Origin of the sequence: Bradyrhizobium guangxiense (assembly GCF_004114915.1) — a bacterium.
In the GTDB taxonomy this organism is placed as follows: Bacteria; Pseudomonadota; Alphaproteobacteria; order Rhizobiales; family Xanthobacteraceae; genus Bradyrhizobium; species Bradyrhizobium guangxiense.
Window position 1 is genome coordinate 660,257 of the sequence record NZ_CP022220.1, and the last position, 17,237, is coordinate 677,493.

Consider the following 17,237-nt stretch of genomic DNA (forward strand, 5'->3'; position numbering starts at 1 on the left):
CCGGCCCCAATTAGACTCGAGCCAGGCTGAGTGTCAGCGCTTTTGGGTTGAGGCGCAAGGGAGAGCATCAATTTTGCCCCACGCATCGTCGCGCGGCTCTGGGCTCTTACATCATCACGCGCCCAATCGAGACCGTAACTCCACGTCCCACTGATTGGGCCGCACGAACGAGTACGGTCCATCAGGAACTTGCTGCGAGGTCCTCGAAGCAGCACAGTTCTTCGAGTAACAGAACGTAACAGCTACTCGTTGCACTACAAGCTTCTACTCTGTTGAAGCGAACCAGCGGACACTTCGCTTCTGATCGAGGCAATCAAAGGCAGCCGCGAGGATGAGCGACGGCATGCCACAATACCCATGCTCCTACCTAACACAACGGCAGACAGCGCTTCGAGATCGCCGAGAGAACAAGTCGATTCGGCTCCATCAACGAGCCCTCGTTTGAGACCCGACAAGCGGTCCTTTGGCACCCCTGCAAAGCGAGCTCGCGAACCAGCCCCTTGCGCGCGGATTAACGGCTCGATCATCCACCGCTAAACGCGCCATCTTCTCGCAGATCACAAGACGTTCGGCGTCACGGAGCATGGAGCGAACTGCGACCATGCAGCAAGGACACAGCGCTTTGCACGGCACGTGCCGCGAATCACAAATAGGTTGGCCTAAGGCCCACTCTCATCTGTTATCGTCTACGATCGTCGGGGCGGTCCGGCAGCAGCTGGTCGTGCCGAACCCGCCCCTAACATCACCACAAGGGAGGCGGGATGGTGATGCTTCTTTGTAGGCAGCAAGAGCCGTGCCTCGACTAACCAAGAGAGAAGAGGGGGACACGCTGAGAGGCGACAAGATGAACTCACTGCCCTGCATGCCGTCGCATAGAAGTAAGTTGCCAAATGAGCGTCGAGTTCTGGCCAAGACTAGATAAATTCCATGCGATGGACAGGCAGCCCGACCACGGAACGCTCTTCTGGCATTTCCTTCGAAGCGAGCCCACCGGCCATGACCACCGTTCCGCAACCATCCTTGTATTTCCCGGGGAGCGAGGCCAGCCGAGGTACGGTTGCGATGGCATTCGCGCAAGCGGTAGTCACCGCTGAGATCAGGAGCGAAACGAGCGGCCGAGGACGGTGGGCCGGCCGAGCCGGGTCCCTTTTCGTACAGAGGCGTTGGATAGCGCGCATGCGACGTTTTTTTGGGGGCACACCTCTGTGCTCCTCGTCTGAAACGAAACACCTCACCGCGCCAGCCGTGCTCGGCTGACTTGAATGAGCTAAAGCGAGAGCCCCTTGGGTCCCAACAACTGTTTGTTTTAGATCGCTCCATAACTAGCGTTGATCTCTCACAATTTGTCTTGGCTCAGCAGAGTGACTGACAAGACGCTTACCTCCCAATATTCCGCTAAAGCAAGGCCTCGCTAGACGGCGTAAATCGCCGCATCTGAGCACCGTATACGCTGGTGTTATTAGCCGCTTGACGGTGCCTTCGATACCGCTGAGAGCGGGCACCACGCTTAGCCCGGGCATGCGGCGGCCAAGAGATCTCACGATAGAACATTGCAGCGCGCCCGACTGTCATGCCCGAAGATCGGCGATCGTCTTTTGAGAACGGAACCCAAATCAACACACCTGATTCAAACGTGCCGCTTAGGTCAGGGTCTCTCGGCCAGAGCCGCTCCTAAGCGATAACGGATTTCCTCAGGAAGTTAGCGAGCTCTGGGCAACTGCGCTCGCGTGGCATCCGATCGATACCCCTTGGGCCATTTCGGCTGACCCATAGTCCCTGTTTCATTGTGATCGCCTGCTCGCGATCACAAGCGAAGACTTCCATCTTCAAGAACAGAAGTCACCGCTCTCGCCCATCAGCTGTGCATTACCCGCTAGTTCTATTGTGCTCCTAAGCACGCGCATCACCACGGCATTCTTAACAACAATCGTAACATGGCGCCTGCATGCAGCTGGTCGACCCAGCGGCACGCAACTTGCTCACCGAGCATAAAAGCGTTGGAGATCCACATGAGCAATGGCTTCGTAGCTTGTCCCCACTCAGACACCGAACAGCGGCGCATACGCAATAGGAACACCGCAAGAAAGCGCGTCAAACCCGGTCATAGAGTTGTGAATGCTCACGACAACCGCGCGACGCTGACCTCGCGATTACCTAAAAAGTTACGTCTTTGCGTTCATCCGAGCCTATGTGGACGCCGCACGCGCCTTAAACAAAGCAGGGCCTTTAGGCAGCACGTCGTTAGTTTTGCTCGCCGGCTTCCGCAGCGCCGGTCCGCCGGATACATCCCGCTCGTCCTGCACGAGTCGGAACAAGCGGCGCATCACACCGTAGGAGCGACGCCACCGCCCGCACCCAGTCTTATGCCAAAGCGCCAAGAAAGGCAGTCGCTACTACCGTCTCGGAGTGAGGACCTACAACCAAGCCCGCTGGTCCTCATCTCGGCGGCCACCGGGAGACGGATGACAGTCGATATCAGTCGGACCGCTCGTCTACCCCGCAATCAACTCCCCAAGCATGAACCCATCGCGTGGCAGCTATGAACTACGACTTGATCAATTGCGCAGCCAACACGCAGTCGCTTTCACCTCTGTTCCAAATGCTGGTAAGCAAAGCAGGAAAGCTGGGCTTCGGTTCAGTAGCATATGCGGCAGTAACATACGCCCCGCCCAAACGCCTTCGTGAAAGTCCTGCCCCCATGATCGCCTCGAACTTTCCATCCCACTGGAGTAAGCCCTACGCAGAACACGAATACGGCAATATAGACCCCGCAATTCATCGATCACGGCGTTTTTCACGCCCAATATGCTGGGAGGAGCTGTCTGCACGATGTCGATTGCTGCCAGAAGAGCAACGCGCACTGGATTTCTACAAAATAGCGGGCTTTAAGCGCGGCATAAGCGTTCCCCTTTTCGCAGCGCAGGGCCATGTATCCGTGGCGCTGTTTGCCTCCGAAAGCGATCGGGCTGATCCGAAAGGCTCCTTACTTCACCTCGCCGCACTGGCCTCTCAATTCCACATCGGTTATGGCCTTATCGCGCCCCTACCAGATGAGAACCGATATCTGAATGTTACTTTCACTCCACGTGAAAAAGAGATCCTCTTGCACGCGGCGGAAGGCAGGTCTTCCTGGCATATCGGCCGGCTCCTCCACATCAGCGGGAATTCAGTCGACTTCCACATGAAGAACATTATGCGAAAGATGGGTACAAGTACGCGCACTGTGGCAATCAGAGAAGCCTACCGCGCCGGCCTTATTCACTACGCTTCCCCAACGAACGAGGAGTGCCGCTTCTCAAAGGGACATACAGTGAAATCGAAGAACCGTACTTTGGCAAGGCAATGAAGCATGGCCGCTGCCGGGTGCCCACAAGTTCAGACGATCCCCTGAGCTTTTCTGGTCCTGATCCGACGGATGCCCGGCGCGCGAACTGCTCAGAGAATAATTCCGGTGCTACCGATCCAACGCTGCGCTTGGTCACGTCCGGCTAAGTGAGAACAACCATAGCTTGCACCCGAAGTGATGGATAGTTCGCTTACAATGCTCGACACTGCGCCGCCTAACTTGCGTGGGAGATCAACACGTTCGCTGCGCCCCGATTTCTCAGGCTCATGCCGCGCGGCAATTAGGGTGGAAGCTCCCCACCCAGATTGTCGCGCTATACAGGCTCACTTGCTTTCAAGCGAGAGGAACGGTTGATGCGACTGCGAACAGATACTCCCGATCCATCATGCGCTCGCAAGTCCCGACTGTTCGCGGATCAATCCTTGCTGATGATGCAAATGCGACGCTGGCACATTCAGGCGCTTCCCCCGGGGTGGCGATAAAAGATGCCGCCGAAGACATGCCGCTCTTCACGAATGAGGCTGGCACGGCCGCCGACTAGCGAATGCATCCCAGAAGTGCTTGTAAGCCTTGGCAAGACCGGTGCCTTCCTGATATTGTTCGCGTAAATAGGACACCGGAGCAAGTATGGCAAAACAGGTAAAAAAGAAGATTGCGCGACGCGAGTACAGTAGAGCGGACGTGAAGGAACTCCGCGCCCATTCAAGGGCCAAAACACCGGTCATTCAAATTGCAAAGCTTACAAAGCGTACCGTTGGGTCGCTGCGTCAGAAGGCGCGAAAACTTGGCTTGCCTCTCGGTCACCGGCGCTAATCAGGGTCCTAACTCGATGGCTCTCTATTATTATCCCTCTCGTAACCACGCCATTGATGATGGCATTAGCTAGTGATCCGCCCTTCAGGGGGCCTGCGCCCGAAGCAGCAGTCGTGGGCAACGACAAACCTTCGCTATCGGGCCAGTGCAATTCTCTCGTGTTCCATGTGGATTGGAACGTGCGGGGTCGTTCCCGTATTCCACAACATCTCGGTAAATTCGTCGCCCCCCGGGCAGGATGCTGCATCTCGTTCACCCTTGAAGGGAAGGGCGCAAATAGAGCTTGAGCCCCCCTAACCCGATTTGGCGGTTTCGCGATCGCATTTGATGTCTGTATCTCGTCTGGCTTGCCCAATCACAAGCGTCACATTATGCAACTCTCAAAGCATGGTGCCCCGCGGACCACACGAGCTCTGCGCCTGCCGTCACGACATCGCGTTTTGACGAGTTGAGTCTGGATTAGTGCGCTGCATCGCTCGGCTCTCACGAGCTTATCGTGGTGCGGTGATCCATTCATGTGTGTCTACCTTACAGCGATCAGGCGCGAGCATCTCCTGCAAATGGGACGCTATTTAACTTGCTCAGCCGCGAATTCGTCTCTCTTATCTTTCTGATATCCCCTGGAGCTCGCGTACGGTTTTCGATTTAATCCACCAGGTGTGTGCGGCTACCAAGTGGGTTTCAGATAGGTCGGGTAAGAGTGGATGATCGCGCTAGCTCCTGTCACCATGCGCACGGCTCTGCGGGGCTGGTTGAGCGATCCACGAGCCGAATAGCCGGCACTAGCCGAGCCGCGGCAGCGAGGGAGAGCCCCGGCAACTAACCGGATCTAGTGACTTTTATCGCGGGAAAGGCCCCCCGTCCGCCAGCGGCGGGCTCGCCACAAAACCGTGGGACCGTGCCACGACCCTTGTCGAGGCGTGGCCCAACGCGAGCCGTCGCTGGACTTTGTGCAAGACAGGTTCTCCAGTGGATCTCAGGATGGCGCGTCGCCCGCGAACTGACGGCGATCGTCGAGCGACGCGACAAGCCAGGAATGATCGTGTCCAACCACGGCACAAGTGTAAGCGGCAGGGTGAGGCCGTCAGATGGCGTGGTTCCATGGCATAAGGGCGTGGATTTCGCTGCTCAGCCAGCCGTTGGCGATACGCTGAAGCGTGAGAGCAAGCCAGCGAGCGGATCGACGTTGTTCTTCTTCGCTGTCTGCAACAGTGTCGCGATGGTCGCCCAGGTTCGTCTGCCGCCGTCGCTGCCGGCAAACAGACTATTCTTTCTCGTAATTGTTTGTGGCCTGATGGCGCGCTCGACGATGTTGGAGTCGAGCTCGATGCGACCATCGGTCAGGAAGCGTTCGAAGATGGCACATCTGGCGTCACGACGCTAAACGCTTCTGTCCCAAACGGAGGCCACACGGCCAATAGCGATCCGAGTAGCGCTCCGGCGACACTCCCAGATCCTTCGAAGGCCGCGCACAATCCACTGAATCGCTGCGGCGATGACAACAATTCCCGCCCCTAGCGCCGCAGCGATTGCGATTCTAACTGATAGCTCGAAAGGTCTTTCAAACGAAATAAAGTCCATCAAGCGGAACACGGCGCCCTGGATCAGATAAAGGACCAGCGTACGCTGCCCAAGACCTACCGCAACGAAGAGAACCACGCGACTAGAACAGCCAAAGCGCCAGACCTGCAGCAACACTTCCATTGCAATTGCCGAGGCAGATGCAGAGCCAAGAAACATAAGCAACACTTGCTTTGTATCGTGAACCAGTACTAGGTTGTTGTAGGCGTAGGTTGTTTTGTTCCAGTTGAAATAGCACGCACAAGCCATTCCACTAAGCAAGACCATCAAGAGCGATTTGTATCGTGAGATTATGGCCGTCCGCCATTCCTTCGAATGAGCGAACACGACTCCAAGGCAAAAGAATGGGTAAGTGTATCGCGCCAATGGCACTATCGAAACTGTCAACGGAGTGAGGGCAACAAAGATCGCTGACGTGCCAATCACCCAGGCCGATACCCGGCCGCACAACGCGAAAAGACTCCTCATGACGAGGAATGAGGCAAATGTGGTCCAAATGAACCAATATGAGCCTACTAGCTCCTTCGCAAGGTCAAACAGTACATCACGCAGGCTTGTTGGCACTGACCCCGTAGCTAGCTTGAACGCCCCCAACTTGATTGCTTCGAGAAGCGTGCCGCAAAATAGCGCCGGCAGCAACAATTGCTTCACACGATCAGCGACGCTGCGCGACAGCGACTTGTAAACTAGCGCTCCGTGGGACAAATAGCCGCTTATCGCCATGAAGAGCGGCATGTGAAACATGTAGATGAACTTGAAGTAAGGCGAATGCCAATATTCGTTATTTCTACAAATAACGTATTGTATCAAATGTCCGATGATCACCAAGATGATGAGCATGCCTTTAGCAAAATCAAGGCTTAGGTCTCGCGGCGCTCCTTTGAGCGCCTGCGAACTACACTCGGTTGATTGTGCTGAGCAATGAAACATGATGCCTCGGCATGCGATTTACGACCCGCGGAGCGCCAGTTGGGCTGACCCGATCGGGCTCGAAGGCTTCCCGACCGATTGGTGCACCCTCCGACGAAACTGACGTAATCATTGCGACGAATGCGACAATTCCGCCGTTCCGTTCCTCGTCTTTGCTCATCTTTCCAGATTGGTACAATCGGTTGTATTGATGCGACACATCCAGATGGTGAATGATGTGAGACGATCGCCGCCCGGCCACCGTTACCAGAGCTCTTGCACAATTAGTCGTCTTGCTACCCGCAATCAATCGGCTGCGTTTACGCACCCCATGGTCTCCGCAATAATAAGGCTCTCCTTGAACAGTAACACTCGTGGCACGCAGTTTGCTCTTTTAGGGCAAAGCTCACGAGAATAGGGGAGGTCCGCATGCACACTTCGTCTGCATGATCCAGATGCCCGGGAATAACCAGATTCCTCATCCCGTTACTATCATGCGCCACGCAGCCTGATCGATCTCGAAGAAGAACGCAGTCTTCTCTAGCGAGGCGCCCTTAGACATTGGATGCAGGAACGTGAAATAGTGAAGTACCTGCGCTTACGCCCACAGACCCTCTTGGCGGAACGCTGCGACTGGGAGATGAAGGTCGTGATTTTGGATCACCTAGACTGGGAGCGTGTAAGGCAGCTATTGCCCGCTGACCGGTGGCGACGAGGCTGCGCAAAAACAGCTCAATCGCTGGCTCTTTTTGGTTTGATCCACGACAGCCTAAAAATACTCGAATGAACTCGGGATCGGCCTGAGGCGAAACCGCTTAAGCCGCCTTCCTGAGCACGCCCACATGCCCCAATAACATGCCGGCCACTATGCCTCACTGGCGCTGCCAACGCCAAAGCTCGTTCTGCACACTGGGAGCCGATCGCCAGGAAGGATGGAGACATGACCAAACCCATTGGAGGCGTCGGGCGCGCCGAGCAGCCGCGTGCCGGAGCCCGCTCACATAAAATGCTATATGTCCAGGTTTTGGCGGCAATTGCTCTCGGCGGCATCGTCGGCTGGCGCTGGCCGCACCTGGCCACTAATGACTGGATCAAGGCGCTGGGCGAGGGCTTCATCAAGTTGATCAAGATGGTGATCGCTCCGATCGTCTTCTGCACCGTCGTCTCCGGCATCGCCCATATCCATGATGCCAAGAAGGTCGGACGCATCGGCGTGAAGGCGTTGGTCTATTTCGAGGTCGTCTCCACCTTCGCGCTCATCATCGGCCTCATCATCGGCAATGTCGTGAGGCCGGGCGCGGGCTTCGGCAGTGCGGCGGCCAACGCGCAGGCGGTCGCCAACTACGCCAAGCAGGCCGAAGGCCAGAAGTCGGTCGACTTCATCCTGCACATCATTCCCGACACCGTGGTCGGCGCCTTCGCGCAAGGCGAGATCCTGCAAGTGCTGCTGTTCTCCGTCCTGTTCGGCTTCGCTATCCTGGGGCTCGGCGAACGCGGCCATTTGATCCGCAGCTTCATCGATGATGCCGCGCATGCGGTGTTCGGCGTGATCTCGATCGTAATGCGCGCGGCGCCGGTCGGCGCCTTCGGCGCGATGGCCTACACGATCGGCAAGTTCGGGACCGGCGCGATCCTCAATTTGATGGGCCTGATCGCGACCTTCTACGTCACTGCGGCCCTATTCGTGCTCCTGGTGCTCGGCATTATCGCGCGCCTTGCCGGCTTCTCGATCTTCAAGTTCCTCGCCTACATCAAGGACGAGCTGCTGATCGTGCTCGGCACCTCGTCCTCGGAGAGCGCGCTGCCGTCCTTGATGGAGAAGCTGGAACGTCTCGGCTGCTCAAAATCGGTGGTCGGCCTCGTGGTGCCCACGGGTTATTCGTTCAATCTCGACGGCACCAACATCTACATGACGCTAGCGACGCTCTTTATCTCGCAGGCGCTCGGCTACGATCTGACGTTCAGCCAGCAACTCACGATCCTGCTCGTGGCGATGCTGACCTCGAAGGGGGCCTCTGGCATCGCCGGTGCAGGCTTCATCACGCTGGCGGCGACGCTCGCGGTCGTAGATCCACGGCTCGTGCCGGGCATGGCCATCGTGCTGGGCATAGACAAGTTCATGAGCGAATGCCGCGCGTTGACCAACCTCTGTGGCAACGGCGTGGCCTGCGTGATCGTTGCCTCGTCCGAGGGCGAGCTCGACCGAGAGACCTTTAATGCGGCTCTGAGCTATTAGTTGCAGCCGTTATGGCCGTCATCTCGCACCCTGTCATGGCGCGGCGGCCTGCACGGTGCACAAGTTGGTATGAACATAGGTCTTGAAACCGAGCACCGGAGCCGTTCACTCGGCAGTATGTCAACGGCCATTGATGCCATCTTTGTAAGTGACGTGCCATCGTGGTGTCGCACATCAACTTAGAGAGGGCAGGGCATCGGGTCCCCACCTAAGTTTGAATGACCATAATCATCGCGAGTGCGGGTGGCCCCGTACGCCCGGCAGCACGCGGCCAGACCCCAGGCGCCACCATCGGACGGTGATTGCGCGTGTGTTGTATTTAAATGACCTTTTCGCTGGCCTCTGGAGGCCAACTATCCATTAGCCAAATATAGCCCATCATTGAAATCGATTGTACAGCCGAGGGTGGGCCGCGCAATAGTAAGCAGCAGCTCGGTGCGAGCTCGCAAATAGAGATCCCTCAATGAATATTAGGGCGCAGAACGCTACCGGAAACACGATTGTTGATACGCTCCTATTTGCCTACTGCTTGGCCAGATCTCACCGATTGTGGACGCTCTATCCAACCATAGGGTTGCCTGTCTCGCCTCCGATCGCGTGCTCTCGGGTAGCCGCACCGTTTCCTCGACCTCGCAATTTCCACTTGTGAACGCGGCTCTGAGCCAAAGGCTACTTACCCCGGTCAATGATCCGCCAGAGCCTCGCAACAGAGCTGCCATTGCCCTCTCAACGTTGTTACTCGTTACTCGACGAGTGCCCTTATTGAGCAACCCGCCAGCACCTCCCAGGCTCCTGGTTCCACCGGTTAACACACATCGCAACGAAAAGGATAAGGACAGATGCTAGAGTCGTTACCTACACTGGAAATACACCAGAAGATCGTTTCTCATCTTCGGGTCACATGCCCGGTTATCTTGGACATTGGATGCAATGATGGTAGCGACACACAGCGATTTCTTGAGCTGTGTCCAGACGCCAGCGTATACTGCTTTGAACCTGACCCTCGCGCAATAGCTCGCTTCAAGGAGAATAAGCGTCTGGCTCGACCCAACGTGGCGCTCATGCAGCTCGCCATCAGTGATCGAAACGGTACCATCGAGTTTCATCCGAGCAATGGGGACGGAGATGCGAGGGGGTGGGACTTATCGGGCTCCATACGTAGACCCAAAAATCACCTTTCAGAATATGATTGGGTTCGCTTTGATGACTCGATTCTGGTCGAGACCCAGCGACTGGATGACTGGAGCGGCGAAGCTGGTCTCAGCGGCCCTGTTGATCTAATCTGGATGGATGTTCAAGGAGCTGAGTCGGACGTAATCGCTGGCGGTCAGAAAACCCTGGGCAGAACACGGTTCATCTACACCGAGTATAGTGACCGCGAACTGTACGAAGGCCAGCTTTCACTGCGCTCCATCCTTGACCTCCTTCCCGCGTTCGAAGTGGTTACTCTGTATCCGCGAGAGATTGAGGGCGACGTTCTGCTTAGAAACAAGGTGCTCCGGTCTGTTTGAGGAAAGCCACGCTCGGCAGAGTGGATGACCGACATGCGCGGTTCGCGGGCTTGTTTGTACCGCAGCACTCCTATCGCGGGGCCGACGATGAAGTGGCAAGTTGCCGAAGCTTTGTTTGCATACCGCCTAGGGTGGCTCGTTGGCTATCCAAAGCGCGCCAGGATACGGCTCAGACAATTCCCAGCCCGGAGGCATGCATGGGCAGATCGCAGGTGGCGCATAGATCGATGCGTTCCCGTGGGAGATGCTCCGCCAGTGGCCGGCGGGCTGGCTTGCGGCGCTCGAACGATGGCACCGCCATCTTGTCCGCAGCCACCTGAGACCGGTCTGGACTGCCCAGCTTTTTCCTCCAGGCCAGCGAGCTGCAGCTCGAGCCAGTCCAGCAATGCGCCTCGCTCCGGAGGACTGTCCGAACTGCTCGTGCTGGAGCTTCTTGAGCGTGAGCTTCTCGATCTCTCGATCAGCTAGGTCCCCGCTTGCCTTCCGCCCCGCCGGCGAACCGGACTTACGTCCGCCGCGCAGGCTGTCTGCAGCGTCCGAACCGCTGATCGCGCAACCGATTTAACTCCATTGAGCGCGGCAACTCCAAGATGGTGGTCAACGACAACAGCGAGGCCGACAGCAATGGCATCATGTCGTGGGCTGATCAGAGCCGCCTAGCCTGGCACTAAATGGGGCCCGGCAAGCCTATGCAGAATGCGCATCGAAGACTTCAATGGCCAGCTGCGGGGCGAGCCGCTGTTTACGTCCCTGCCCAGGCCCGTGTCGTGCCTGGGTGCCGGCGGGCCGATTACAACGACGCGCGACCACACTCCCAGCTCGGATGGAAGACCCCGTTCGGGTTCGTCTTCACCTGCCGGGATCTGGCACTGCGCTATGCGAAGGCTCCGCGTCAGCTTGTCGCGCGGCGATCAGGATGGAAGGCAGCGTCAATCAAGGTGAGAGAGTTTCGCTGGGCTCGTGACGTAGGGAGGGCGTAGCCCGACCGGAGTTACGAGCCCAGCGTCGGCGCGATCCCGAGGAGGACCGCGCCGACTGGTGATCGCGGCCGGCGGGTTATGCAAGTGGTTCTTCCGCCAAGAGGAATCACTCGCGTGCCCGGCCGACACATCACAGATCACCAGATGAGATGGGATGGTTGCCGCCCTCCCCAGACGGCATCGTAATGTGCCAAGAACGCAGTGTTTGAACCCCGAAGCGAAGAGGACGGCAAATTGATGGATACGGTGATCGGAGTGGATCTAGCCAAGAATGTGTTTCAGCTCCACGGGGCGTCAATGGCGGGACACTTGAAATTTCGAAAGAAACTGTCGCGGCTTCAGTTTCGGAAGTTCATGGCGGGCCACCCATCGGCAGTGGTGGTGATGGAAGCCTGTGGCAGCGCCCACTATTGGGCACGGGAGATGGTCAAGCTCGGCCATGAAGTGAAACTGATCGCTCCGCAATATGTGAAGCCTTTTGTGAAACGCCAAAAGAACGACGCGGCTGATGCCGAAGCAATCGTGATCGCGGCACAGCGCCCCGAGATGCGCTTCGTCGAGCCGAAATCGGAAGAACAGCAGGCCAGGGCAGTGCTCTTTCGGGCTCGGAAGCGCCTTGTTCATCAGCGCACCGATCTGGTGAATGCGCTGCGTTCTGTTCTCTACGAATTCGGCCATATCATCCCGCAAGGAATCGAACAACTTAAACGCATTGACGCAATCCTCGAAGATCCGAACAGCGATCTACCAGAACTGGTCCGCGAGGAATGTCGGAGTCTCATTGATCAGATCGCCTACAAGACGGAGCGGATCGATGCCAAGGCAGAGCAGCTCAAGAAGTTGGCGACGCGGACGGTCACGGCGCAGCGGCTGCAGACAATGCCGGGGGTCGGCCCGCTGACCGCACTCGCGATCGAGGCTTTCGCGCCCGACATGGCGGCCTTTCGACGTGGCCGAGACTTCGCGGCTTGGCTCGGCTTGGTCCCACGGCAACATTCCTCAGGGGGAAAGGAAAGGCTCGGACGCGTTTCGAAGGAAGGACAGGCGGACATTCGCCAGTTGCTCATCGTTGGGGCGATGTCGCGGCTGAACTGGCTCGGGCGCAAGTCGATCCCTAGCGGATCCTGGCTGGCGCAGATGCTGGCGAGGAAGCCGCGCATGCTTGTGGCGATCGCCTTGGCGAACAAGATGGCTCGGACGATTTGGGCCATGCTCACCCGGAAGGAGGATTATCGGAACCCAGCGCAGGCAGTGACGGCATGACTGCATGCAGCACGAAATAGCCTGACGTTGGCGAAGGGGGTGTGAGAAGGCGACGACCCGAATGGGCGCAACGATCGAACAGATCTGGATCAGGAAACCAGCTAGAGCCAAAGAGCCGACGTGCTCGGAGATGAGAATTGGACCTGGTCCGCGGATCACCATACCGGCCAGCGGCTTCTGAAAATGCCGTAAAGGAAGGCCTGACAGAAGACCGCACTCGATCACACGCCAAAGGGTCAGAAACTTCTTGCATTGCGGGCGGCAACCACAGAAGGCTCTACATGAAGTACCGTCAGACCGATAGCCCGCCAGTGGCGGCGGCCAAGGCGTCATTCAGTGCGTCGACCGCCTATCGGATCGAGAGAGATCCCCGATTTCCATCGCAAAGGAAGGCGCCCCGCGGCCGGCGACGACCGGACCCGTTGAGCGAGGTGTTCGAGACCGAGATCGTCCCGATCCTGAAGGCGGCACCTGGCTTACGCCCGGTGGCGGTGTTCGAGGAGATGCTACGGCGTCATCCGGATCTCGGCATCGGTATCCGTCGTACCCTGGAACGTCGGATCCGTGCATGGCGGGCGGTCCACGGCGAGGAGCAGGAGGTGATCTTCCGCCAAACCCACGAGCCTGGCCAACTCGGCCTCTCCGACTTCACAGACATGGACGAGTTGGGTGTGACGATCGCGGGTGCTCCGTTGGATCATCGTCTCTATCACTTCCGTTTGGCCTATTGCGGGTTCGAGCACGCCCACGTCGTGCTTGGCGGCGAGAGCTTCGTCGCCCTGGCGGAAGGCCTGCAGAATGCCCTCTGGTCGCTCGGTGGGGCGCCGCGGGAGCATCGGACCGACAGTCTGTCGGCCGCATTCTGCAATCTCAATCGTGATGCACGGGACGATCTGACGCAGCGATACGAGGCCCTTTGTGCCCATTACGGCATGCGGCCTTCCCGCAACAATCGAGGCGTCGCCACGAGAATGGCTCGATCGAAGGGCCCACGGTCATCTCAAGCGAGCAATCGCGGACGCCTTGCTGCTGCGCGGAACTGTCGACTTCGACGATCTTGCCACCTATCGCGGCTTCATCGACGAGATCGTCAGCCGCCGCAATGCCCGCAACGCCAAGCGGATCGATAGCGAGCGCGTGGTGTTGCAGGAGCTGCCCGATCGGCGCACCTCCGACTACGAAGAGGTGATCGTCCGCGTGACCTCGTCCGGCGGCTTCACCCTGCGCAAGGTGTTCTACACGGTGCCATCGCGCCTGATCGGTCACCGGCTGCGGGTGCGCCTTTACGACGATCGTCTCGACGTGTTCGTCGGGGCACCCATCTCGTCACCTTGCCGCGTGGGCGGCCGCATCCCAATGGCAAGTACGACCAGGTCGTCGATTATCGGCACGTGATCCATTCCCTGCGGCGCAAGCCGATGGCACTTCTCAATCTGGTCTACCGAGATCGGCTGTTCCCGCGCGATGCCTATCGGAAGACCTTCGATCGCTTGCGCGAACGCTTGCCGGACAAAAAAGCCTGCCGGATCATGGTCGATCTCCTCGCGCTCGCTCATGAACGCGGCTGCGAGACCGAACTCGCCGATCAGCTCACCGCCGACCTCGAGGCCGGCCAACTGCCCGACCTCAACCGGCTACGTGCTTACTTCGCCCCCGATCCCGCCAACCTGCCGAACGTCGTGGTGCAGCTCGTGCCGCTTGCGACCTACGAATGCCTCATCGGTACCGCCGAGACCGGAGGTGCCGCATGAGCGTAACGAACACGGTTGATGCCGCGCGCCTCAATCTGTTGCTCAATGAGCTCCGTCTGCCTGCCATCAAGGTGCTGTGGGCGCAATTTGCCGAACAGTCCGACAAGGAAGGCTGGCCGGCCGGCCGCTTCCTCGCGACCATCGCCGAGCACGAGATTGCCGAACGCGGCCGCCGTCGGACCGAACGACACCTTGTCGAAGCACGTTTGCCCACCGGAAAGACCTTCGACAGCTTCGACTTCGAAGCCGTGCCGATGATCTCAAAGGCGCAGGTGATGGCGCTCGCCGGTGACAGCTGGCTGGGCAAGGGCGCCAATTTGCTGTTGTTCGGCCCGCCCGGCGGCGGAAAGAGCCACTTGGCGGCAGCGATCGGCCTGGCCCTCATCGAGAACGGATGGCGCGTCCTCTTCACCCGACCACCGATCTCGTGCAGAAGCTCCAGCTAGCGCGACGCGAGCTTAACCTCGAGGCGGCCATCAATCGTCTCGATCGCTTCGATCTCCTGATTCTTGATGATCTCGCTTACGTCACCAAGGATCAGGCCGAGACCAGCGTGCTGTTCGAGCTCATCAGTGCACGCTACGAGCGCCGCTCGATGCTGATCACCGCCAATCAGCCATTCGGCGAATGGAACAGGGTCTTCCCGGACCCCGCCATGACCCTGGCCGCTATCGATCGCCTCGTTCATCACGCCACCATCGTCGAGATGAACGTCGAGAGCTATCGCAGACGGACCGCCCTCGAACGAAAACGCGGTCCGGACGGCCGCCATCGCACGCGACATCCAAAACCGTCGCTGATTGACGCTGCGCGACAATCAGAGTTCAACAAAACTCTTGCGCGCGACAATCATCGCGGCAATCATCATCAGGCCGCGACACGCCTCGCCATCCTGATTGCCGCGCACTTCCTACCCAGATTGCCGCGCTACATCAGCTCCCGTCGCTACGACCCCAATCGGGAATCCAACAGCCAGAGTGTACTCAGGGCTGGATAATCGTTGGGGGTCAGTCAAAGTCTACGGCTGCTGATGTAGTTCCAGAAGTTCCAAATGGGAGTCGCCAAGTTCCATGCCTTTGTCGGAACGAGCCGCCCGTCCAACAGTCAAGCACGGATGACGCCAGACTGGGGACAGACGCCGGCACTGTCGTCCCCGGAATGTCTACTGAAGGAGCAACAACGGCTCACATCTAGGGCCAAGTAATCTCACCCCACGCGCCAAATTGCTACCTCTCGGTAACATGGCATGATCCAATCCGTCGGGCAGGAATGACAAATTGGGGTTCGCTTGCTGGCTGTGGGCCCATCCGGTTTGGACCGTGCAAACCACAGCCACGGCAATCGAGGACGACGAACCGTCCGTGATGACGACTACCGCATCCTGCTCGCATCTCGACAAAAGCTCGACAAGTTCACAAACCTTCATCTTCCTAACCAACTTCTCGCCATCTAACCTCCTACTACAACAGCTTCTGTCTCTCTTTGACATTTCGCATTGCTCGGCTGACTGATCCGCCCTCAGTCGGTCGTCACTCTCCTGTTAAATACAGAGCCCACCTCGAGGTCATCGGACCTCGCCACCTTGCGAGGCACCACCACTCGCTCGTTCAGCGCCCGGAAAGCCCGCCGAATGAGCAGACCTGGAGTACTCACCCGCGCCGCCTGGGACAACCATGCTTCGAACACTTGATGTGCCCGCTCGACTGCACTAGGTGCAGCCGAGCGGGCATCCGCTTCACAGGCGCTCGACCTGGCGCCGCAGCGCCTGTCCAGAGAGGATCATGGGCTTCAGCCCACCGAAAGGTTTATCACTCTTATCCTAAGAGGTTCATGGGCCGCCTCCCGCCATAAGTTCGGACCGGAGAATAGTCGCCGTGTTCAAGGCCGCAACAAGCGGGAGATCGCCAAAGGCCACTTGGCAGAGAAGATAGTTAGCTCCCGCTTGCTCCAGGTGATCAATAAGGACACTTCGCACAGAAGCGGCGGTTCCGACAACGCACAATTCACTTTCAATTGCTGCTTCGAAGGTTGGCGGAAGGTTCGGAGGGGCAGGTACCCCGCTGAGATCATAAAGGACCCTAAAGCTCGTGAGCCATCTGTCGTAAGCCGCTGCAGCTAGCGAATACGCATGAGCTTCCGAAGTGTCTGCTACAATCATGCGAAGCAAACCGACAAGCGGAGCCCCTCCGCGCCAATTGCACGCGCGGTACGCGTCAGTCGATTTCCGAACCATAGAGGCCGGGCCAATGCTCGCGATATTGGCACCGATCTCAGCGGCCGCTCGCGCAGAGCCGGGCTGGCTCACGGGAATCCAGGTCGGTGGATGGGGACGCTGATAAGGCGTAATTGCTAACGGCACTTCGTGGAGGCGATAATGCTGACCTTCGTAGGACAAGGTCCCGCCTCGCATCGCTCTGGTCAAGATCTCCATTCCTTCGGAATACAGCTCGCGAGCGCTCTCTGCGCTAACCCCGAAGTACCCCAATTCAATCGGTAGAGAGCCCCACCCGATACCGAGCTCAAGACGACCGCCGCTCAAATGATCCAGCATGCATGCCTCTTCATAGGCCCGAAGGGGGTGCTGAAGGCTTAGCAGCATGACCATCGGCCCGATGCGGAGCTGCTTCGTACGCTGCGCAACGCTCGACAGAAATACGTTAGGCGAGGGCGATCGCCCGTGCGGTGTGCAATGGTGCTCGGCAAGATGGTACGCGTGGTATCCCAACCGGTCACACGCTTCGGCCAACACCAGTCGATCGTTATACTGCTGCGATAAGTCGAGACCGTCTTCGTCCAAGTGGTAAAAGATTCCAAGCCGTATTCGACGTGATACATTTGTCACGTTAG

The 17,237-nt window shown here is 58.2% G+C and carries 7 protein-coding genes and 4 pseudogenes; 7 read left to right on the forward strand and 4 right to left on the reverse strand.

All coding sequences use genetic code 11. The annotated features are described in order from the left end of the window. Positions 1–2,539: 2,539 nt before the first annotated feature. On the forward strand, positions 2,540–3,346 hold the full coding sequence (locus tag X268_RS37650) for a helix-turn-helix transcriptional regulator (protein ID WP_128929890.1): 807 nt from the start codon (positions 2,540–2,542) through the stop codon (positions 3,344–3,346). A 1,897-nt stretch (positions 3,347–5,243) separates the two neighbouring features. Here the strand turns inward: X268_RS37650 and X268_RS37660 are convergent. Together X268_RS37660 and nolL are read right to left on the reverse strand one after the other, a co-directional pair. After that, positions 5,244–5,530 (reverse strand): annotated as a pseudogene (locus tag X268_RS37660) (transposase domain-containing protein); the annotation flags it as partial. A 9-nt stretch (positions 5,531–5,539) separates the two neighbouring features. Beyond that, a complete protein-coding gene (nolL, locus tag X268_RS37665; protein WP_128929892.1) occupies positions 5,540–6,670 on the reverse strand; it encodes a nodulation factor fucose acetyltransferase NolL in 1,131 nt (376 codons plus the stop codon). Positions 6,671–7,655: 985 nt separating this feature from the next. Between nolL and dctA the strand changes: the two genes are divergently transcribed. Both dctA and X268_RS37675 read left to right on the forward strand, forming a co-directional pair. Next, the gene (gene dctA, locus X268_RS37670; RefSeq protein WP_206733223.1) at positions 7,656–8,885 is read left to right on the forward strand and encodes a C4-dicarboxylate transporter DctA; all 1,230 of its coding nucleotides are present in this window, start codon (positions 7,656–7,658) and stop codon (positions 8,883–8,885) included. A gap of 839 nt (positions 8,886–9,724) precedes the next feature. Then, positions 9,725–10,396, forward strand: a complete 672-nt coding sequence (locus X268_RS37675) for an FkbM family methyltransferase (RefSeq protein WP_128929894.1) — start codon at positions 9,725–9,727, stop codon at positions 10,394–10,396. A 169-nt stretch (positions 10,397–10,565) separates the two neighbouring features. Here X268_RS37675 and X268_RS41040 read toward each other — a convergent pair whose 3' ends face one another. Next, on the reverse strand, positions 10,566–10,697 hold the full coding sequence (locus tag X268_RS41040) for a transposase (protein WP_237867166.1): 132 nt from the start codon (positions 10,695–10,697) through the stop codon (positions 10,566–10,568). 271 nt (positions 10,698–10,968) lie between these two features. On the opposite strand from X268_RS41040, the pseudogene X268_RS41100 reads away from it, so the two are divergent. From X268_RS41100 to istB, 4 genes and pseudogenes are all read left to right on the forward strand, one after another. Further along, a pseudogene (locus X268_RS41100) lies at positions 10,969–11,283 on the forward strand (integrase core domain-containing protein); the annotation flags it as partial. Between the two features lie 330 nt (positions 11,284–11,613). Then, entirely contained in the window at positions 11,614–12,639 is a 1,026-nt protein-coding gene (locus X268_RS37690; protein ID WP_164934317.1) for an IS110 family RNA-guided transposase, read from the forward strand. Positions 12,640–12,920: 281 nt separating this feature from the next. Further along, positions 12,921–14,390: pseudogene (gene istA, locus X268_RS37695) on the forward strand (IS21 family transposase). Then, positions 14,387–15,194 (forward strand): annotated as a pseudogene (gene istB, locus X268_RS37700) (IS21-like element helper ATPase IstB). Before istA ends, istB begins: the two co-directional pseudogenes overlap by 4 nt. Positions 15,195–16,218: 1,024 nt before the next feature. Here istB and X268_RS37710 read toward each other — a convergent pair. Continuing rightward, positions 16,219–17,232 carry an LLM class flavin-dependent oxidoreductase gene (locus X268_RS37710; protein ID WP_128929897.1) on the reverse strand — a complete coding sequence of 338 codons (1,014 nt, stop codon included), beginning with the start codon at positions 17,230–17,232 and terminating at the stop codon, positions 16,219–16,221. Positions 17,233–17,237 lie beyond the last annotated feature (5 nt).

Bases quoted from the DNA above. Each gene is read 5' to 3' on its own strand.
- X268_RS37650 (WP_128929890.1), top strand. From the start codon at position 2,540: ATGAACTACGACTTGATCAATTGCGCAGCCAACACGCAGTCGCTTTCA.
- nolL (WP_128929892.1), bottom strand. From the start codon at position 6,670: ATGTTTCATTGCTCAGCACAATCAACCGAGTGTAGTTCGCAGGCGCTC.
- dctA (WP_206733223.1), top strand. From the start codon at position 7,656: ATGCTATATGTCCAGGTTTTGGCGGCAATTGCTCTCGGCGGCATCGTC.
- X268_RS37675 (WP_128929894.1), top strand. From the start codon at position 9,725: ATGCTAGAGTCGTTACCTACACTGGAAATACACCAGAAGATCGTTTCT.
- X268_RS41040 (WP_237867166.1), bottom strand. From the start codon at position 10,697: ATGGCGGTGCCATCGTTCGAGCGCCGCAAGCCAGCCCGCCGGCCACTG.
- X268_RS37690 (WP_164934317.1), top strand. From the start codon at position 11,614: ATGGATACGGTGATCGGAGTGGATCTAGCCAAGAATGTGTTTCAGCTC.